Origin of the sequence: Winogradskyella sp. A2, from assembly GCF_046762865.1 — a bacterium.
In the GTDB taxonomy this organism is placed as follows: domain Bacteria; phylum Bacteroidota; class Bacteroidia; order Flavobacteriales; family Flavobacteriaceae; genus Winogradskyella.
On record NZ_JBKQXM010000003.1, the window covers coordinates 346,622 to 365,215 of the forward strand.

Sequence of the window (18,594 nt, forward strand, 5' to 3'; positions counted from 1 at the left end):
ATATACTTTATTAAAATAAACTCTAAAATCAATGGCAAGTTCTATTCGTCGTTTTTTCATTAGGCATTTACGTAAAATCAGATCTTTGCCACCCAAAATCTATGTAAAAATTCACTACGAGTATTTTTCTGGCCAAAAATTAGATCTTAATAATCCACAGGATTTTAATGCTAAACTTGAATGGTACAAAGTGTATTTTAGACCAAAAATCTTAACCACTCTTGCAGACAAGTATGAAGTTAGGTCTTTTGTCGAAGAAAAAATTGGTGCAAAATACCTTAATGAACTTTATGCAGTCTATGATAGTCCAGAAAAAATTGATTTTGACAAATTACCTAATAGTTTTATTATCAAAGCTAATCATACCAATGGTCATAACATTATTGTAAAAAACAAGAAAGATCTAGATAAGAAAAAGGTAATCAAAAAGTTTAAAAAATGGTTGGGTAAAAATCAATACTATCGAAGAGGTCAAGAATGGGCCTATAAAGATATTAAACCAAAGATAGTTATTGAAAAATTCTTAAAGGAAGATGACAAGGATACCTTGGCAGACTATAAGTTTTATTGTTTTAATGGAGAACCAAAATTTATAGATGTCCATTTAGACAGAGAAGAAGATCATAAATCAGGGTGTTATGATTTAGAGTTTAATCTGCTTCCTTTTGTAAAAAGTAAAAAGTTTAATAGTAGTCCTTCAGATTTACAAAAACCCATTAATTTTGAAGAAATGGTTAAGGTAGCAAAACTGTTAGCTAAAAAACTACCATTTGTTAGAGTTGATCTTTATTCTGTAAATGGGAAAACAATATTCGGAGAATTAACATTTTACCCTGGCGATGCCAGAAACAAATTTTATCCAGAAGAATACAATAAAGTAATAGGTGATGATTTTAAGTTACCAAAACTTAGTAGCGATAAAACTGTTATAAACAGCTTAGAAAAAATTGAATATTAACCAGAATTTAATGGTATAAAAAACGGATTTAAATTTAGTGTAAAAACTACAGCACCTTGCTTTGCAAATCAAAACTTGGAAAAACTTTGGAAAGAAGACTAAACCTATAGTTTATAAATTAATAATGTAACATGCCAATTAAATTACATCGGTTCTTCTTAAAACAGCTACGTAAAATGCGTTGGCTACCACCAAAAATCTACACAAAGATTTCGTATCAATACTACACAGGTAAAAAATTAAACTTAAGTAATCCTGAAGAGTTTAATGAGAAAATTCAATGGTTAAAAGTTTATTATCATCCAAAAATTCTCACTCAATTAGTAGATAAATATGCCGTTAGAGAATATGTTAAAGAGAAGATAGGTGATGAATATCTCAACAAAATCTATGGTGTTTATAACAAACCTAAGGATGTTCCGTTCGATGAATTGCCTAATAAATTTATAATTAAAGCAACTCATACTAGTAGTCATAATTTGATAGTGACTGATAAAAATAACCTTAACAAATCTAATGCTCTTAAATCGTTTAAAAAATGGTTAGGCAAAAATCAATATTATAGAATTGGGCAAGAATGGGCTTATAAAAATGTACCACCGAGATTAATTGTCGAAAAATTTTTAAAGGATAAAGAAGAAAGATCGCTCATAGATTATAAATTTTATTGCTTTAAAGGAACAGCAAAGTTTTTAGAAGTGCACATGGATAGAGCAGACAATCATAAAAGAGCTTTTTATGATTTTGAACTCAACCTTTTACCATTTCGCTATGTTTCATTAGAAAAAAGTATTTCCAAAAAAGTAGAAAAACCAAGTAACATGGATGAAATGATAAAAATATCCGAAATTTTAGCAGGTGATTTTCCTTTCGTTCGTGTAGACCTTTATTCTATTGAGGGTAAAACTATTTTTGGAGAGATGACCTTTTATCCGTCAGATGGAAGAAAAGATTATATACCAGAAGAGTACAATAAAATTATCGGAGATTATATTGAATTACCTATATTTAAAGTAGGGCAAAAAGAAATAACAGAAATTAATTAGCTAAAGTTTCTATGGTATTTTAAAATAATGGGAAAACATGAGCAACAAAAACATCCTATTGACGCTGTTATCCTCTGGGTAGATGGTAATGATAAAAAACATCGTTCTAAAATGTTGCCTTATTTAGAAGATAAATCTAAGGTGAATTCTGACCGTTTTAAAACACGCTACCTCCAAGTTAATGAGATAAAATTTACCATTGACTCTATTTTAAAGTTCGCCACATTTATAAGAAATATTTATATCATTACAGATAATCAAACACCTTCTTTCTTAAGAGAAAACGAAAGAAAAGATAAATATGGTAATGTTAAGATTGTTGATCACAAAACCATTTTTAAAGATTACGAAGATTATTTACCAACTTTCAATAACAGACCTATTGAAACCTGTATGCACCGCATACCTGATATGTCTGAACATTTTATTTACTTTAATGATGACTTCTTTTTAATTAATCAAACAAAACCAGAAGATTTCTTTAAAAATGGTATGCCAATTCTTAGAGGAAAATGGTTGAAGTTCTCTGAAGATAAATTCAAAAATAAATTTAAGAAAGCAAAAACTGGACATAAGCATGCACAACAATTAGGTGCTAAAATTTTAGGATTCAAAAAATATTATAATTTTAGACATACACCCCATCCTCTTAGAAAGTCAACCTTTGAAAATTACTTTAAAAAACATCCACAAGTATTTATTGAAAACATCAAATATAAATTCAGAAACCCAAAACAGTTTACTCCTCAAGGATTTGCCAATCATTTAGAAATAAAACAAAAGACCTGTGTATTAAAAAAAGATCTTCAATTACTTTATTTTAGATCTTATAAAAAATCCTTGTATTGGTATAAATTTAAATTGAATATTAAGGGGAAAAAGAAATTGTTCCTTGGATTACAGAGTCTTAATAACTGCCCAGAAAAAAAATTAGATTATATCCTTGGTTGGCTTTCAAAACGTGTTACGTAATTGCACAGAATATCCCGTCTTAAAAATCACCAGGTTAACTACTCAAACAAATTCAGCTCCTGAAGCTCTTAAAGCTTTAAGATAATTTCGTTGCACCTCAAGAGAATTCAATTTTGCTTTAAAAAATCGCCGCTCAACTTTTTTTACCGCAAAGTGGTGAAACCAATCTGCAAAAGGAAAAAAATCGCGATGACCAATACCATCAATAACAACAAGTTCAATAGACTTATCCTTAAGGATTTTTACACAAATATTTCTTGCTCTTAAATCTCCAACAAATATTTTATGCTTAATCATTTCTTGCTTTAATCTCAATAAACCATATTCTATTTGCTCGTCAGATACAGGAGAATCTTCCATTTCTAAGTAATCCCTTAACGTTATTGAAATATTACCTGACGGCTCATCCTTGACCAGTTCATAAATAAAGCCCGTGCCTAAATTTGTATTCACTTCACCAAGAAATCTCGCTATAAATGGGTATTCAAATTTAGACGTATCCTTTTTCCTTATTTTTTTAAAATATTTTATCTCCTTATAAAGATGATCCACCTCTATATTAGGTTTACCAATTTTAACACATAGATTTCTATCGGATGGATGATAGTACACCTTACGTGCAACACCCTCAGAAATGTAATCCTCATCTTTAATCTCTAACATTTTAATTAAGTTTTTCTATACCAAAAGATGTCTTTGTGATTTTTTCCTTTTTTGTTGTTTTCCTTATTCTATTATTCTTTTCTATCATTTCTGGCTGCACATACCCTCTAGAATGATCTAAATGCAAACATATGGCACTATACCTAATTTGTTTTGATTTAATACCCATATTGAATAATCTCTCACCTAATTCCCTATCCTCTCCTCCATATTGCATTCGTTCATCATAACCATTTGCTTTCATTATATCATCTTTCCAACAAGAAGAATTATGACCATTCCATGTTGCTTTTGTAGGTGTTATGAAGTTTAAAAACTTTTGTTTAAATCCTCTGGCTGTTATCTTATTATTCTTAAATGAAGATTTTAGCCCATTAGACTTTAACCAATCAATATCAAAACAGCGCTGTGTTTTGATATCTTCTTCACCTATAAGCTCACTTATATTCATTGGTAGTTTAAAATAACCACCAGATAAGAAATAACGACGTTCTCTTTTGGATTTATGAACACTCAAAAAATCGGCTCTGGCCATACAATCACCATCTGTGTAAACTAAATATTCACCCTTGCTAGCAACCGTTGCTTTATTTAAAATAACTGTTTTTTGAAATCCATTATCTTCATGCCAAATATGTTGTATTGGAAAGTTCAGATCAACCTTCATTCTATCTATTAATTGCTTTGTCTCTTCACTCGAGCCATCGTCGGCAATAACAACCTCGAAATCCTTGAACAATTGTTGGCCAAAACTCCAAAGTACTTTTTCTAACCATTTTGGGTTATTATAGGTACTAATTATAACTGAGGTATCAATAGAATTCATTGGTGCAAAAATAGTTATTTTTACAAACTCATACATTTACAGATTTATGATTAAACTATCTGGTGTTATAATAACATTTAATGAAGCTGACAACATTGAAAGATGCTTAAAATCACTAACCAAAGTAGTGGATGAAATTATTGTTGTAGACTCTTATTCTACTGACAATACAAAGGACATTTGCAATAAATTCAATGTTACATTTATTGAACAGGAATTTTTGGGTTATATAGAACAGAAAAACTTTGCATTACAACAAGCAAGCAACGATTATATTGTTTCATTAGATGGTGATGAATCACTTTCTGAAACACTTCAGAAGTCTATTATAGATTTAAAAACCAACTGGAAGTTTGATGGTTATTACTGCAACCGATATAATAATTTCTGTGGTCAGTGGATTAAATATTCTGATTGGTATCCCAACAGAAAACTTAGGGTGTTTGATAAAAGGAAAGGACAATGGGCTGGGATAAATCCGCATGATAATTTTCAATTAGTTCCTAATACAAAAACCAGTAGACTTAAAGGTGATATTCTGCATAACACCTATCAAAGTTATTCCGAGTTTAATCAGAAAACAGAATACTTTTCTACAATCGCGGCCAAAGCATATTATGATAAAGGGCAAACTGCATCATTTTGGAAAGTAATCTGGAATCCCACTTGGGCCTTTTTTAAAGCCTACTTCTTAAGACTTGGGTTCTTAGATGGGTTTAATGGTTTTGTAATATGCGCTCAAACCGCCAATATTACCTTCTTAAAATATTCTAAGCTTAGAGAATTATATCGCAACAACAAGAATTAATTTTTCCAGAATTTGAGTTTCTTTTTTATGTTTCTTCGTGCTTTATATTTGCGCTGAAATTTCTGAGTTTCTGACCACATAAGATCAAAGATCTTTTCATAAGGCTCTTCAATACACTTAGCATATTCTTTACTCATTACCTCAACCATTGATTTATGAATAGTTAATCTTTTAAAATTCTCAATTCGTTCTTCAAAGGATAAAGATTTAAATTCCATTCTATTCAGATCTACCAAATAAAACTCATAAGTACTACCTCTTTTTTTAATTAATGTATTACCCGGTGAATGATCTAAAAATTTAATTCCTTTTTCATGTAGACTATACGTAAACCTCGTAAATTCACGTAAAATTTCATTGTGATTTGGGTAGTTCAAATCAAGTGTTAATTCTCTATAGGTTAAATCACAATCTAGTTGAGAAGTCATGTAATAACTTTTTTTAAAAAGAAAAGTCGTAACATATTCATAATATGCAATTGGCTGTGGTGTTCCAACTGCCAAATCCTGCAATTTCATTGCATACTCATAAGAACGCTGTGCTTTACTTTTTCTAAAAAATCTATATGCTATTTGATTTACTAGGTTGGGAATTTTAAATGACTTTACATTTACTGTCTTCTCATTTAATTGAAACAACCTTAAGGAATTTCTATTTTGGTTACCATAGGCCTCGCCTTTGATATCATAATTATTAATGATATCGTCAATTTCATTTGTGAAAGAAATAAAACTGGTATGTATAGTCTTATTTTCTCTCATTTATATTTTCTCATTTTATTTATCATTTGAACCAGAAGAATCCTAAACATAAAGTTGAATCGTAGTATTTTAAGCAAAAATACCATTCTTAAAATGATTACTAAAAGACTTAAAGAAATTAGTCTTTCAGACTTTAATACATAAGGCTTATATCGTATCTTTGCCCAATCAAAAAAAGCAATTAATGTTTCAAAAAAAATAAAATTAATTGCGGTTTGAGAAAGGTATGAATCACACAAAAGCACTACATCATAAAATTTTTAAAATTATATCTGACGCGGCTCAGGAATTAAATATAGACAGCTACGTTATTGGCGGTTTTGTGCGTGATTATTTTTTAAATAGAGGTGACGCAAAAGATATTGATATCGTGGCCATTGGCAGTGGCATTGAACTTGCTGAAAAAGTATCGAAAAAACTCGACAACAAACCAAAGGTTAAAATCTTTAAAACCTATGGTACTGCAATGCTAAGGTATGATGATATTGAAATTGAGTTTGTTGGTGCTAGAAAAGAAAGCTATTCTGAAGATAGCAGAAATCCATTGGTAGAACACGGCACATTAGAAGATGATCAAAACAGACGTGATTTTACTATCAACGCACTAGCTTTAAACTTAGACAAAATTCATTTTGGTAATTTATTAGATCCTTTTAACGGACTATCTGACCTCAAAAAAGGTATAATTAGAACACCCTTAGATCCAGATATAACTTATAGCGATGACCCACTTCGAATGATGAGAGCCATACGGTTCGCAACACAATTAGATTTTAAAATAGAAGGAACGTCATTAAATGCAATTACTAAAAATAAAGATCGGATTAAAATCATATCGGAAGAGCGAATCGTTGTTGAATTGAATAAAATACTTGAAAGTAATAAACCTTCCGTTGGTTTTAAACTGTTGGAAAAAACAGGATTATTAGATTTTATTTTACCTGAATTAACTGCTCTAAAAGGAATTGATGAAAAAGAAGGACAACGACATAAAGACAACTTTTATCATACACTTGAAGTAGTTGATAATATTTGCAAAACAACTGACAATCTCTGGTTGCGTTGGGCTGCTTTATTGCACGACATAGGTAAAGCTCCAACAAAAAAGTTCAGTAAAAAAGTTGGGTGGACATTCCATAGCCATGAGTTTGTAGGTTCTAAAATGGTATACAAGCTTTTCAAGAGATTAAGAATGCCGTTAAATGACAAAATGAAGTTTGTCCAAAAAATGGTATTAATGAGCTCCAGACCAATTGTTTTAGCATCAGGTGTTACAGATTCTGCTGTAAGACGATTAGTGTTTGATGCTGGTGATTCTGTCGATGATTTAATGACGCTTTGTGAGGCTGATATTACTACCAAGAATCCAAAAAAATTCAATAAATACCACAACAATTTTAAGATCGTAAGAGAAAAAATAGTTGAAGTAGAAGAAAGAGATCATGTTAGAAATTTCCAACCTCCAGTATCAGGAGAAGAAATCATGAAAACCTTCAACCTAAAACCATCAAAAGAAATCGGGATTATTAAAGAAGCAATAAAAGAAGCAATTTTAGAAGGAGACATCCCAAATGAATATGAGTCCGCCTTCAAATTAATGTTAGAAAAAGGAAAATCTTTAGGTCTAAAAACTGAAGAATAATGGTGAAACTCGTTAGAACAAATTCCAAAAACGAAGACTTTATCAATCTTGTAAAACAACTGGATGCTTATTTAAAAATAACTGACGGCGAAGAACATAATTTTTACAATCAATTTAACGCTATTGACATTCTTAATAATGTCGTCATTGCTTATAAAAATAATAATCCAATTGGCTGTGGTGCATTTAAACCTTTTGATAACGATAAAGTTGAAATAAAACGGATGTTTACTATTCCTATAGAAAGAGATAAAGGAATGGCCGCACAAATACTTAAAGAGTTAGAAGTTTGGGCCCTAGAACTAGGTTTTCACTTTACTGTTCTTGAAACAGGACAACGTCAATTTGAAGCGGTAAATTTTTATAAAAAAAACAATTACACTCCTATTCCTAAATACGGACAGTATAAAGAAATGGAAAATAGTCTATGTTTTGAAAAAAAATTATTGAATAATGAAAAAGGATAATAAAATAGTTATTTACTGGCTACTTACGGGTTGTATACTAATTTTTATAATGGTTATTGTTGGTGGTATTACCAGATTAACACATTCAGGATTGTCAATTTCCAACTACAAACTAATATCTGGAGTTGTTCCTCCAATGAATGAAATTGAATGGAATGAGGCGTTCGATTTGTACAAGCAGTATCCTGAATACCAGAAATTAAACTACAACATGAACTTGGAAGAATTCAAGGATATTTATTTCTGGGAATGGATTCATAGAGTCATTGGGCGATTTATAGGTCTAATATTTATTCTACCATTTCTGTATTTCCTTATAAGGAAGCGACTAAGCTCATCTACAATCAAAAAATCAATCATACTGCTCCTTATGGGCGGTTTTCAAGGGTTTTTAGGTTGGTACATGGTAAAAAGTGGGCTTGTAGATAGACCAGATGTTAGCCACTATAGATTAGCCATGCATTTAACTACTGCCTTTTTAACTTTTGCTTATACTTTCTGGGTAGCTTTAGATTTAATGTTTCCGGATAAAAAATCAATTAATGCAAAACTGAGGAACTTCATTAGAATTAGTCTAGTTGTATTAATAGTACAAATTATTTATGGTGCATTCATTGCAGGATTAGATGCAGGTTGGATTCATAACCATTGGCCATTTATGAATGAAGGAAAGTTAATCCATGAAACAGTATATACCGAGCAAAACCCTACATATATAAACTTTATAGAAGGTAAAAGTGGCGTACAATTTGTGCATAGATCGTTGGCCTATGTTGTAGTAATATTCATATTAGCAATTTGGTATAAAGCAAAAAGAATAGAAATAACCTCCTGGCAAACCAAAGGAATAAATGGCCTTTTGATAATGGTTGGTGTTCAATTTTTTCTTGGAGTGCTTACCTTATTGTTAGCTGTTCCTGTTTGGTTAGGCGTACTTCATCAAGTAGGCGCATTTATTTTGTTAAGTTTTATGATATTTACACTTCACCGATTTAGTAAATAGTCAATAATTGAATTAACTTTGCAAAATGATTTACAGATTTAGAGTCATATTAGATAATGACACCGAAGATGATGTGTTCCGTGATTTAGAAATACGTGAAACAGATACTATGGAAGATCTTCATAATATCATTACACAATCCTTTGGTTTTGATGGTATGGAAATGGCTTCATTCTACATTACTGATGACGAATGGAATCAAGGTGAAGAGATTGCTATGTTCGATATGAGCGAAGCTGGTAATGAGGTTAGGGTAATGAATCAGACTATCATTAAAGATGTTGTGCATGAAGCATCACCAAAACTGATTTATGTTTACGATTTTCTAAGTATGTGGACCTTCTATGTAGAACTTGCTGAAATTGTTGATGAAGCAAAAGGGACGGATTATCCAAACTTAATGTTTGTACACGGACAAATACCTGATGAGGCACCAGAGAAGTCATTTGAAGCAGAGAGCGATGACGCCTTTGATGAATTTGAAGATGACGTTGATGCAGATGACTACACTGACCTAGATTTTGATGAAAATTGGAATTAAAAATTAAAATCTACTAGTACTTACATTCTCGTAATTTCGCTTTACAAAATCTAAGATATTCTTTACTATATCTCCCATAGATGTACAGGTTCTAAAATTCTTATCTAGTGAATAATTATAAATTTCTTCTTTAAGTTGATTGATATGCTTTTCTACTGAAAGCTCATCAGACCGCATACATTTTAACAGGGCACTCAATCGATCTTTATAACTAATAATACGCTTTGCAACAATAGAACGTTCTTCTAGCTTGTATTGCTCAATAGACTCTTCTTGTATTCTATCTTGTACCATCTTTACCATTTTATAATTCTCTTTAAAGAATTGTGGCATATATATTTTTAAATTACCCTCATAAGACTGTTGATCAAAATCAATAGCTCGTATCTTAAAAACGACTTGGTCAAAATCGTGTATCGGTATAATAACATAATTATAAGAGCGCATATCACCCAATAATGTAATTGTACAACGTTCATTAAATTTGATGAATTCTTTTGCTATTTGGGCTTTTTCTGACTCTGTGCGATCATCTAAACTATTCTTAATAAATTCATCACCAGGAATCCCTGCAATATGCTCCTCAATCAATGTGTTTTTACATACTAAAAAATTGAGGCCATATGGTGACAACATATGTTCTAATTCTAAACCATATATTCTAGAAGCATCTGCCTTTTTTATGTAAAAGTATGTGTAGTTATCGTTTAAAATATTCCTTACTTTTACTCTAAATGGCTTAGAATTACCAAAAGTACAGTAGTCAATAGCATCAACGCTTAGATATTTTAAAATCCAATCACCACCATCAGATACAAGGTAGGAGTATACTTTTTTTAAGCTAAGATCTATTTCTTCTCTATCAGAATCGCTATAATAAACCCTAATCCATAAGGTATCTTCATCATTATCGTCATACACAACTACCGACCCTTGAAAACGTAATAAATCAGAATAAAAAATGGGTAAATCTATATTTCTCCTGTATTTAGCTAAATAAGCATCTAACCTTTCTGACACAGGATATGAGGGTTTCTTTTTTGATATTTTTACATCGTCTGCCATTGGTTAAATTTAAACCTTTTATTTAAAATTTGTAACAAATAAATGCTTCAATCGTCTTACCTTCATAACCAACTTTTGCTGATCTAAAATCAGCATTAAAATCAATCACAATTTGGAACCAATCTTATCAATCAATAATCTTACTAAAAAATTCGGTTATTTAACAGCCGTTAAAGATTTAAGTTTCACTATTAACAAAGGCAATGTTTATGGTATTTTAGGACCAAACGGTAGTGGCAAATCTACTACTTTGGGTATAGTACTGAACGTTGTAAATAGAACGAGTGGAGACTTTCACTGGTTCGATGGCAATACCTCAACTCACGATGCCTTAAAGCAAGTTGGTGCAATTATAGAGCGACCAAATTTTTATCCTTATATGACGGCTGAGCAAAACCTTAAATTGGTTTGCAAAATTAAAGGCGTTGATGTAAGTAAAATAGAAGACAAGTTAAAAGTCGTAGGCCTTTTTGATAGAAAAGATCATAAATTCAGAACCTACTCACTTGGTATGAAACAGCGTTTGGCTATTGCCTCTGCTTTGCTTAACGATCCTGACATTTTAATTTTAGATGAGCCTACAAATGGTCTAGATCCACAGGGAATTCATCAAATTAGACAAATTATTAAGGACATTGCCAAAGATGGAACAACAATTTTATTGGCTTCGCATTTATTGGATGAAGTAGAAAAAGTTTGCTCTCATGTTGTAGTACTTAGAAAAGGTGAAAAATTGTATTCAGGCCGTGTAGATGAAATGATTAGCAGTCATGGTTTTTTTGAGTTAAAATCAGAAAAACACGATGAACTTTTCGAACTTCTTGAAAACCACAAAAATTTTGGAAATGTAAAGGTTGAAGAGGATTTAATCACAGCTTTTTTAAACGAGCCAATGTCAGCCTCAGATTTCAATAAATTAATGTTTGACAAAGGCATTACACTTTCACATTTAGTAAAACGAAAAGAAAGTTTAGAGGAGCAATTCTTGCAATTAACCGACGACAAATAATCAATTAAAAATCAACTTCAAAAAATTTGAAGTAAACCAAGCAATAATATGTTACGTCTTATACAATTAGAACTACAAAAATTATGGCTCAACAAGGTGAGTCGCATCTTAATTTTTGTATCCTTTATATTACCATTTACTGTTTTAGTATTATCCTCAATTAAGATAAATTTCTTCGGGTTTTTCACCTTAGAACTTGGTGAATTGGGCATATTTAATTTCCCGATTATTTGGCATATTACGACATTCTTTGCGTCTTATTTCAAGTTCTTTTTTGCTATAGTTGTAGTGAGTATGATTGGTAATGAATATAGCAACAAAACACTAAAGCAGAACCTTATTGATGGACTGAGTAAAAAAGAGTTTATACTTTCAAAGTTTTACACTATTGTATTCTTTTCACTCTGTGCAACTGTATTGATTGGTGTGGCTACTTTCTTAATTGGGCTTTACTATTCAAGTTATACGGAAGCTGTAATTATATTTAGGGAGATTGAGTTCTTATTAGCCTATTTTGTTAAACTTGTTGGATTCTTTAGTTTGTGTTTGTTCTTCGGAATGTTATTAAAACGATCTGCGTTTGCATTAGGATTTTTATTTGTATTGTACATTTTTGAATGGTTAATATTTTGGGGAGCTTATGAAGCATTAGGTAGTGCTGATAATGCTTTTAAAGTAAAGAATTTGTTACCTTTAGAATCAATGTATAAGCTTATAGATCAACCTATTCAACGTATAGTTATGACCAAGTTTCCAGAGAAAACAGACATCGCCTATGACTATGCAGTGCATTGGTACGAAATTGCAGTCGTATTAGGTTGGACAGCGCTTTTCATCTTTTTATCCTATCGATTATTAAAAAAGAGAGATTTATAATATCTTTGATAGCTATTGCTATAAAAAAATCAACATACTAAGAATAAGAGTTTAAGTTCTTATTGTTAATTAGTATGTTTTTGTGTCTAGTACGCTAAAGATGTTATGAAGAGAATACCTTTATTATTTATTTTCTTATTTGCTTGTGCTCAATTATTAGCTCAGAATGAAGCTTCTTATTGGTATTTTGGTCAAAATGCAGGCGTACGTTTTGATGCTGATTTAGGTACTGTAACTGCAGTTACAGATGGTCAGTTAAATACACTAGAAGGCTGTACATCTATTTCTGATACGGATGGAAACTTATTGTTCTATTCTGACGGAAGCACCATTTGGAATAGAAATCATCAATTAATGCTTAACGGTACAGGTCTTAAAGGAGATGACTCAAGTACTTCATCTGGCCTTATTGTACCTAAACCTCAAGATCCAGATTTTTATTACTTATTTACAGTAGATGAACCGCATCATAACAATACCTCGGCATTCCCAACTATGAGTGCCAATGATGGTATAAATGACGGATTTATGTACTCTAGAATTAATATTTTAGACGATGGCGGATTAGGAGCCGTAGATGCTGTTGAAAAGAATATTCCACTAGTTACCTATGATACAACAAATCAACTTGAAAGCGAATTGAAGTGTTCTGAAAAAATTACCGCTGTGCGCGCAGACGACTGTTCTTCATTCTGGGTTTTAACACATTTTGGCGATACATTTTATGCCTTTAAAATAGATGAAAATGGTGTTAATACGACTCCTGTAACCTCAACAGTTGGTCCAAATATCCCAGTTGAGGGATACAGACGTAATGCTTTAGGTTATTTAAAAGCCTCACCTGATGGAACCAAACTTGTTTCAGCCAATTTTGGAGAATCTACCGTATTAAGTGAAGATGCTGGAGGAGGAATTTATTTATTTGATTTTAATAATGATACTGGTGTCGTGTCAAATTCTTTAGAATTATACAGTGCTCAAAATAATGACAGCCCTTATGGTGTAGAATTCTCGGCAGAAAACAGAAAAGTATATGCAACTATTGGTTTTGGCCCAGGAGGTGGTGGGACTAGTCAAGTTCTTCAATGGGATTTAGAAAGTACTAATATTCCGAACTCTATAAAAATTGTTCATACTTCAAATACTATAAGTGCAGGTGCCCTTCAATTAGGTATTGACAGACGCATTTACCGTGCTCAATTCAGCTTTAATGGCGATAACAATGTATCACGTTATTTAGGCGTTATAGAAAATCCTGAAGCTGATGGGGACGATGTGGTTTATAATGAACAAGGTGTGTTTTTAAGTACTAATCCTGTAGGATTAAATACTAGTCGTATTGGCTTACCACCATTTATTCAATCCTTATTTAACTCTCAAACTGATATTATAAGAAATGGTATCAGCACAACAGAATTGAAACTATGTACTGGAGATTCTTACACATTACAAGCTGACGATTTACCAGGTGCTGATTATGTGTGGTCATTTGACGGAGTACCTATTGCCGGAAATAATCAAGCAGAATTATTTGTGGATACACCTGGGTTTTATGAAGTTTTTATTGAACCTAATAATGGTGAGTGTCCTATTGAAGGCAGTGCTGTGGTTGGTATTTTTGAAATACCCGTTGCAAATCCTTTAACTGATGTCACACTATGTGATGATAACATTAATGATGGTGTCACTGAATTTCTTTTTAGTAATAAAGATCAGGAAGTATTGCTAAATCAAGACCCTTCAATATTTGTTGTTGGTTATTACGAATCGTTTGATGATGCAACAAATAAAGAAAACAAAATTACCCTACCCTACAATAACATTTCAAATCCACAAACCATCTATGTTAGAGTAGACAATATTAATAATGCCAATTGTTTCGACATAAATACGTTTGAAATTGATGTATTTGATACGCCACAAATTGCAAATATTAATGACGAAATTTTTTGTGATAGTTTTGGTGACCCAACCGATGGTGTTGCAGAAATTGATTTAAATACGTTAATTCCAAATATACTTGGCCAACAAGACGCCTCTCAAGTCAATGTTACATTTCACTCTACACAAGACGATGCTGATATGGGCAATTCACCTATTGCATTAAATTACATTAATACTGATGCTTTTAATGAAACTATATACATTAGAGCTGAAAACACATTAAATACAACTTGTTTTAGAACAAGAGCATTTAATTTAATAATTAACCCAATCCCAGAGGCCAACGACGTTTCTGTATTGCAGTGCGATGAGGACGGCATACCGGAAGGCTTTACCGTTTTCAATATCAACCAGCTTCTTGGAGACATCACTGGTGGAAACAACCAGATCAGTGTAGAATACTATCTTTCTCAATCAGATGCAGATTCACAGTCCAACCCTATCGATGGTGATGCCTTTGAGAACTTTGTCAATCCGCAAGTGATTATTGCTCGTGTGGAGAATCCTGCAACAGGTTGTCTTAACTTCAGCCAGGTCTCTCTAGAGGTTAGCGTTACAGCAACCAATGATGCCAGTCTTGAGGCCTGTGACGATGACGGACAAGAAGACGGATTCGTATCGTTTAATCTCTCCGATGCCGATGGTATAGTGCTTGCTGGTGCTCCTATAGGTCTAGATGTTGTCTATTATGAAACTTATAACGATGCCTTGGTCGAGGCCAACCCTCTTGGAAATAATTTTACAAACAACATTGCATACAACCAGACCATTTATGCAAGGGTCGAGAACGACAATGCTTGCTTCGGTATCAGCGAAGTTGACCTTACCGTATTTGAACTTCCAAATATAGAGACACAGACCGAAGCACTTTACTGCCTCAACTTCTTCCCAGATCCGATCCTATTGGATGGTGGTATCATCAATGATTCACCAAGCAACTACAGTTATGATTGGTCCACAGGAGAAAATACCACAACCATAGAAGTGAACCAGCCAGGCAATTATACCGTACGTGTGTTCAATTCCAATGGATGCTTTAAGGACAGGACCATTACGGTACTGCCTTCCAATATTGCAACTATCACGGATATAGAGGTGGTAGATGCTACACGTAACAATTCCATTACGGTTTTTGTAAGTGGTGAAGGCGATTACGAATATGCGCTGGACAATATTAACGGACCTTACCAGGACAGCAATATGTTTACGGATGTTCAACCAGGGCTCTATACGGTTTATGTAAGGGACAAGAACAACTGTGGCATCACCGAGGATCTTGTTTCGGTTATAGGCTTCCCAAAATACTTTACGCCAAACGGTGACGACAACAACGACTTCTGGCAGGTCTTTGGCATCAGCGAACAGTTTCAGGCCAACTCTAAAATCCTTATTTTCGACAGGTACGGCAAATTGATCAAGGAACTTAATCCCCTCGGACCTGGTTGGGACGGTACATTCAACGGAAACAAAATGCCTACTTCAGACTATTGGTTCAGTGTAAAACTGCAGGATGGCAGGAGCTTTACAAGTCACTTTACACTTAAAAGATGATATTTAGAACATTGCTACCTAAATCTATTTTAACTTCATTTATATTCATTATCACTGGATTTAACACCTATGGACAAGCACCAAACGATTGTCAAAATGTAATTACAATTTGTGGAAATTCCAGCCTAAGTCTGGACGTGAGTGGAATCGGCACACAAGAATTATCTGGTTCAAATACTTGTGCTAGCCAAGAGAATAATAGCATATGGTTACAGGTTAATATTGCAAATTCAGGAACCTTAGCATTTACTTTAACACCAGGTAGTACAAGTATAACTGAAGACTATGACTTTTTTATTTTTGGACCTGATGTTACATGCGGTAATATTGGTCAGGCTATAAGATGTTCAACTACCAATCCTTCAGCTGCAAATCAAGGTAATAATCTTACTGGTTTAAATACAACCGAAACAGACACATCAGAAGGACCAGGCCCAAATGGTAATAGTTTTGTAAGCGCTATAGATGTACTTGCAGGAGAAAGCTATTTTATCGTCATAGACAGACCAATAGGTAATAGTCCTTTTTCATTGGAATGGACAGGAACAGCTACCTTTCCTGATAATCCAACAAACCCATTATTAAGTAGTCCATTTGTTACCGAATTGCCAGATTTAGATTTTTGTGATAGCCAAGCACCTTATGACGATTTCATTACAGAAATTGATCTCACAAGACTAACTTTAGATATTATAAATGGTCAAGGTGATATTGCAGTAAGTTACCACACAACAGAAAACGATGCCAATATAAATATTAATCCTTTAGGGGACATTTTTAACAGCTTTCCACTTACCCAAACGGTCTTTATTAGAATTGAGAATACGACCACAGGATGTTATATATTGAATGAATTTGACATAAACGTTACTGCTTTAACAAACTTCAATCAACCTACAGCATTTGAAATTTGTGATGATGATTCAGATGGAGATGAAACCAATGGTATCGCAACTTTTGATTTTGATATTAAATCTCAGGAGATTACTCAAAATATTGGTGTAGTAAATTATGATATAACTTACTATTTAAGCTTAGCGGATGCTGAAAATGCTAATGGTCCCTTGCCAACCTTATATGATAATCCGACGCTTACCCCTACTGATATTTTTGTAAGAATTGTAGATTTAGACACTGGTTGTATTGGTTTCACATCATTCAATATAAGGGTCAACGAAATCCCAGAGGCCAACGACGTTTCTGTATTGCAGTGCGATGAGGACGGCATACCGGAAGGCTTTACCGTTTTCAATATCAACCAGCTTCTTGGAGACATCACTGGTGGAAACAACCAGATCAGTGTAGAATACTATCTTTCTCAATCAGATGCAGATTCACAGTCCAACCCTATCGATGGTGATGCCTTTGAGAACTTTGTCAATCCGCAAGTGATTATTGCTCGTGTGGAGAATCCTGCAACAGGTTGTCTTAACTTCAGCCAGGTCTCTCTAGAGGTTAGCGTTACAGCAACCAATGATGCCAGTCTTGAGGCCTGTGACGATGACGGACAAGAAGACGGATTCGTATCGTTTAATCTCTCCGATGCCGATGGTATAGTGCTTGCTGGTGCTCCTATAGGTCTAGATGTTGTCTATTATGAAACTTATAACGATGCCTTGGTCGAGGCCAACCCTCTTGGAAATAATTTTACAAACAACATTGCATACAACCAGACCATTTATGCAAGGGTCGAGAACGACAATGCTTGCTTCGGTATCAGCGAAGTTGACCTTACCGTATTTGAACTTCCAAATATAGAGACACAGACCGAAGCACTTTACTGCCTCAACTTCTTCCCAGATCCGATCCTATTGGATGGTGGTATCATCAATGATTCACCAAGCAACTACAGTTATGATTGGTCCACAGGAGAAAATACCACAACCATAGAAGTGAACCAGCCAGGCAATTATACCGTACGTGTGTTCAATTCCAATGGATGCTTTAAGGACAGGACCATTACGGTACTGCCTTCCAATATTGCAACTATCACGGATATAGAGGTGGTAGATGCTACACGTAACAATTCCATTACGGTTTTTGTAAGTGGTGAAGGCGATTACGAATATGCGCTGGACAATATTAACGGACCTTACCAGGACAGCAATATGTTTACGGATGTTCAACCAGGGCTCTATACGGTTTATGTAAGGGACAAGAACAACTGTGGCATCACCGAGGATCTTGTTTCGGTTATAGGCTTCCCAAAATACTTTACGCCAAACGGTGACGACAACAACGACTTCTGGCAGGTCTTTGGCATCAGCGAACAGTTTCAGGCCAACTCTAAAATCCTTATTTTCGACAGGTACGGCAAATTGATCAAGGAACTTAATCCCCTCGGACCTGGTTGGGACGGTACATTCAACGGAAACAAAATGCCTACTTCAGACTATTGGTTCAGTGTAAAACTGCAGGATGGCAGGAGCTTTACCAGTCATTTTACATTGAAGCGTTAAAAA

Annotated in this window: 16 protein-coding genes; 12 read left to right on the forward strand and 4 right to left on the reverse strand. The window is 33.4% G+C overall.

What is annotated here, in order from left to right:
- Positions 1-31 precede the first annotated feature (31 nt).
- The 3 genes from ACFWV9_RS07535 (at position 32) to ACFWV9_RS07545 (ending at position 2,976) form a co-directional block, all read left to right on the forward strand.
- Positions 32-958 (forward strand): ATP-grasp fold amidoligase family protein, encoded by a 927-nt coding sequence (locus tag ACFWV9_RS07535; RefSeq protein ID WP_411894636.1) that lies wholly within the window; start codon positions 32-34, stop codon positions 956-958.
- 176 nt (positions 959-1,134) lie between these two features.
- On the forward strand, positions 1,135-2,004 hold the full coding sequence (locus ACFWV9_RS07540) for an ATP-grasp fold amidoligase family protein (protein WP_411894637.1): 870 nt from the start codon (positions 1,135-1,137) through the stop codon (positions 2,002-2,004).
- A 27-nt stretch (positions 2,005-2,031) separates the two neighbouring features.
- The gene (locus ACFWV9_RS07545) at positions 2,032-2,976 is read left to right on the forward strand and encodes a stealth family protein (RefSeq protein ID WP_411894638.1); all 945 of its coding nucleotides are present in this window, start codon (positions 2,032-2,034) and stop codon (positions 2,974-2,976) included.
- 42 nt (positions 2,977-3,018) lie between these two features.
- On the opposite strand, the gene ACFWV9_RS07550 is transcribed toward ACFWV9_RS07545, so the two are convergent.
- Complete coding sequence (locus ACFWV9_RS07550; protein ID WP_411894639.1) at positions 3,019-3,639, reverse strand: YrbL family protein; 621 nt, start codon at positions 3,637-3,639, stop codon at positions 3,019-3,021.
- Position 3,640: 1 nt separating this feature from the next.
- Positions 3,641-4,501 (reverse strand): glycosyltransferase family 2 protein, encoded by an 861-nt coding sequence (locus ACFWV9_RS07555; RefSeq protein WP_411894640.1) that lies wholly within the window; start codon positions 4,499-4,501, stop codon positions 3,641-3,643.
- Between the two features lie 10 nt (positions 4,502-4,511).
- On the opposite strand from ACFWV9_RS07555, the gene ACFWV9_RS07560 reads away from it, so the two are divergent.
- Positions 4,512-5,273 carry a glycosyltransferase family 2 protein gene (locus ACFWV9_RS07560; RefSeq protein ID WP_411894641.1) on the forward strand — a complete coding sequence of 254 codons (762 nt, stop codon included), beginning with the start codon at positions 4,512-4,514 and terminating at the stop codon, positions 5,271-5,273.
- On the opposite strand, the gene ACFWV9_RS07565 is transcribed toward ACFWV9_RS07560, so the two are convergent.
- Positions 5,270-6,034: a lipopolysaccharide kinase InaA family protein gene (locus tag ACFWV9_RS07565; protein ID WP_411894642.1), complete on the reverse strand. Its 765-nt coding sequence runs from the start codon at positions 6,032-6,034 to the stop codon at positions 5,270-5,272. The genes ACFWV9_RS07560 and ACFWV9_RS07565 overlap by 4 nt on opposite strands.
- A 226-nt stretch (positions 6,035-6,260) precedes the next feature.
- On the opposite strand from ACFWV9_RS07565, the gene ACFWV9_RS07570 reads away from it, so the two are divergent.
- From ACFWV9_RS07570 to ACFWV9_RS07585, 4 genes are read left to right on the forward strand one after another with little or no spacing between them, the layout of a single operon-like run.
- Entirely contained in the window at positions 6,261-7,676 is a 1,416-nt protein-coding gene (locus ACFWV9_RS07570) for a CCA tRNA nucleotidyltransferase (protein WP_411894643.1), read from the forward strand.
- Positions 7,676-8,143, forward strand: coding sequence for a GNAT family N-acetyltransferase (locus tag ACFWV9_RS07575; RefSeq protein ID WP_411894644.1), 468 nt, complete (start codon positions 7,676-7,678; stop codon positions 8,141-8,143). The genes ACFWV9_RS07570 and ACFWV9_RS07575 overlap by 1 nt, the downstream gene beginning before the upstream one ends.
- Entirely contained in the window at positions 8,130-9,146 is a 1,017-nt protein-coding gene (locus ACFWV9_RS07580) for a COX15/CtaA family protein (protein WP_411894645.1), read from the forward strand. The genes ACFWV9_RS07575 and ACFWV9_RS07580 overlap by 14 nt, the downstream gene beginning before the upstream one ends.
- Before the next feature lie 25 nt (positions 9,147-9,171).
- Positions 9,172-9,687 carry an IS1096 element passenger TnpR family protein gene (locus tag ACFWV9_RS07585; RefSeq protein WP_411894646.1) on the forward strand — a complete coding sequence of 172 codons (516 nt, stop codon included), beginning with the start codon at positions 9,172-9,174 and terminating at the stop codon, positions 9,685-9,687.
- Between the two features lie 3 nt (positions 9,688-9,690).
- Here ACFWV9_RS07585 and ACFWV9_RS07590 read toward each other — a convergent pair whose 3' ends face one another.
- Positions 9,691-10,752, reverse strand: a complete 1,062-nt coding sequence (locus ACFWV9_RS07590; RefSeq protein ID WP_411894647.1) for a hypothetical protein — start codon at positions 10,750-10,752, stop codon at positions 9,691-9,693.
- Positions 10,753-10,864: 112 nt separating this feature from the next.
- On the opposite strand from ACFWV9_RS07590, the gene ACFWV9_RS07595 reads away from it, so the two are divergent.
- The 4 genes from ACFWV9_RS07595 to ACFWV9_RS07610 all read left to right on the forward strand — a co-directional run bounded on the left by ACFWV9_RS07595 (position 10,865) and on the right by ACFWV9_RS07610 (position 18,591).
- Positions 10,865-11,761, forward strand: a complete 897-nt coding sequence (locus tag ACFWV9_RS07595; RefSeq protein WP_411894648.1) for an ABC transporter ATP-binding protein — start codon at positions 10,865-10,867, stop codon at positions 11,759-11,761.
- Between the two features lie 48 nt (positions 11,762-11,809).
- A complete protein-coding gene (locus ACFWV9_RS07600) occupies positions 11,810-12,637 on the forward strand; it encodes an ABC transporter permease (protein WP_411894649.1) in 828 nt (275 codons plus the stop codon).
- Between the two features lie 105 nt (positions 12,638-12,742).
- Entirely contained in the window at positions 12,743-16,132 is a 3,390-nt protein-coding gene (locus tag ACFWV9_RS07605) for a T9SS type B sorting domain-containing protein (RefSeq protein WP_411894650.1), read from the forward strand.
- Complete coding sequence (locus tag ACFWV9_RS07610) at positions 16,129-18,591, forward strand: T9SS type B sorting domain-containing protein (protein WP_411894651.1); 2,463 nt, start codon at positions 16,129-16,131, stop codon at positions 18,589-18,591. Before ACFWV9_RS07605 ends, ACFWV9_RS07610 begins: the two co-directional genes overlap by 4 nt.
- The last annotated feature ends 3 nt before the right edge of the window (positions 18,592-18,594 follow it).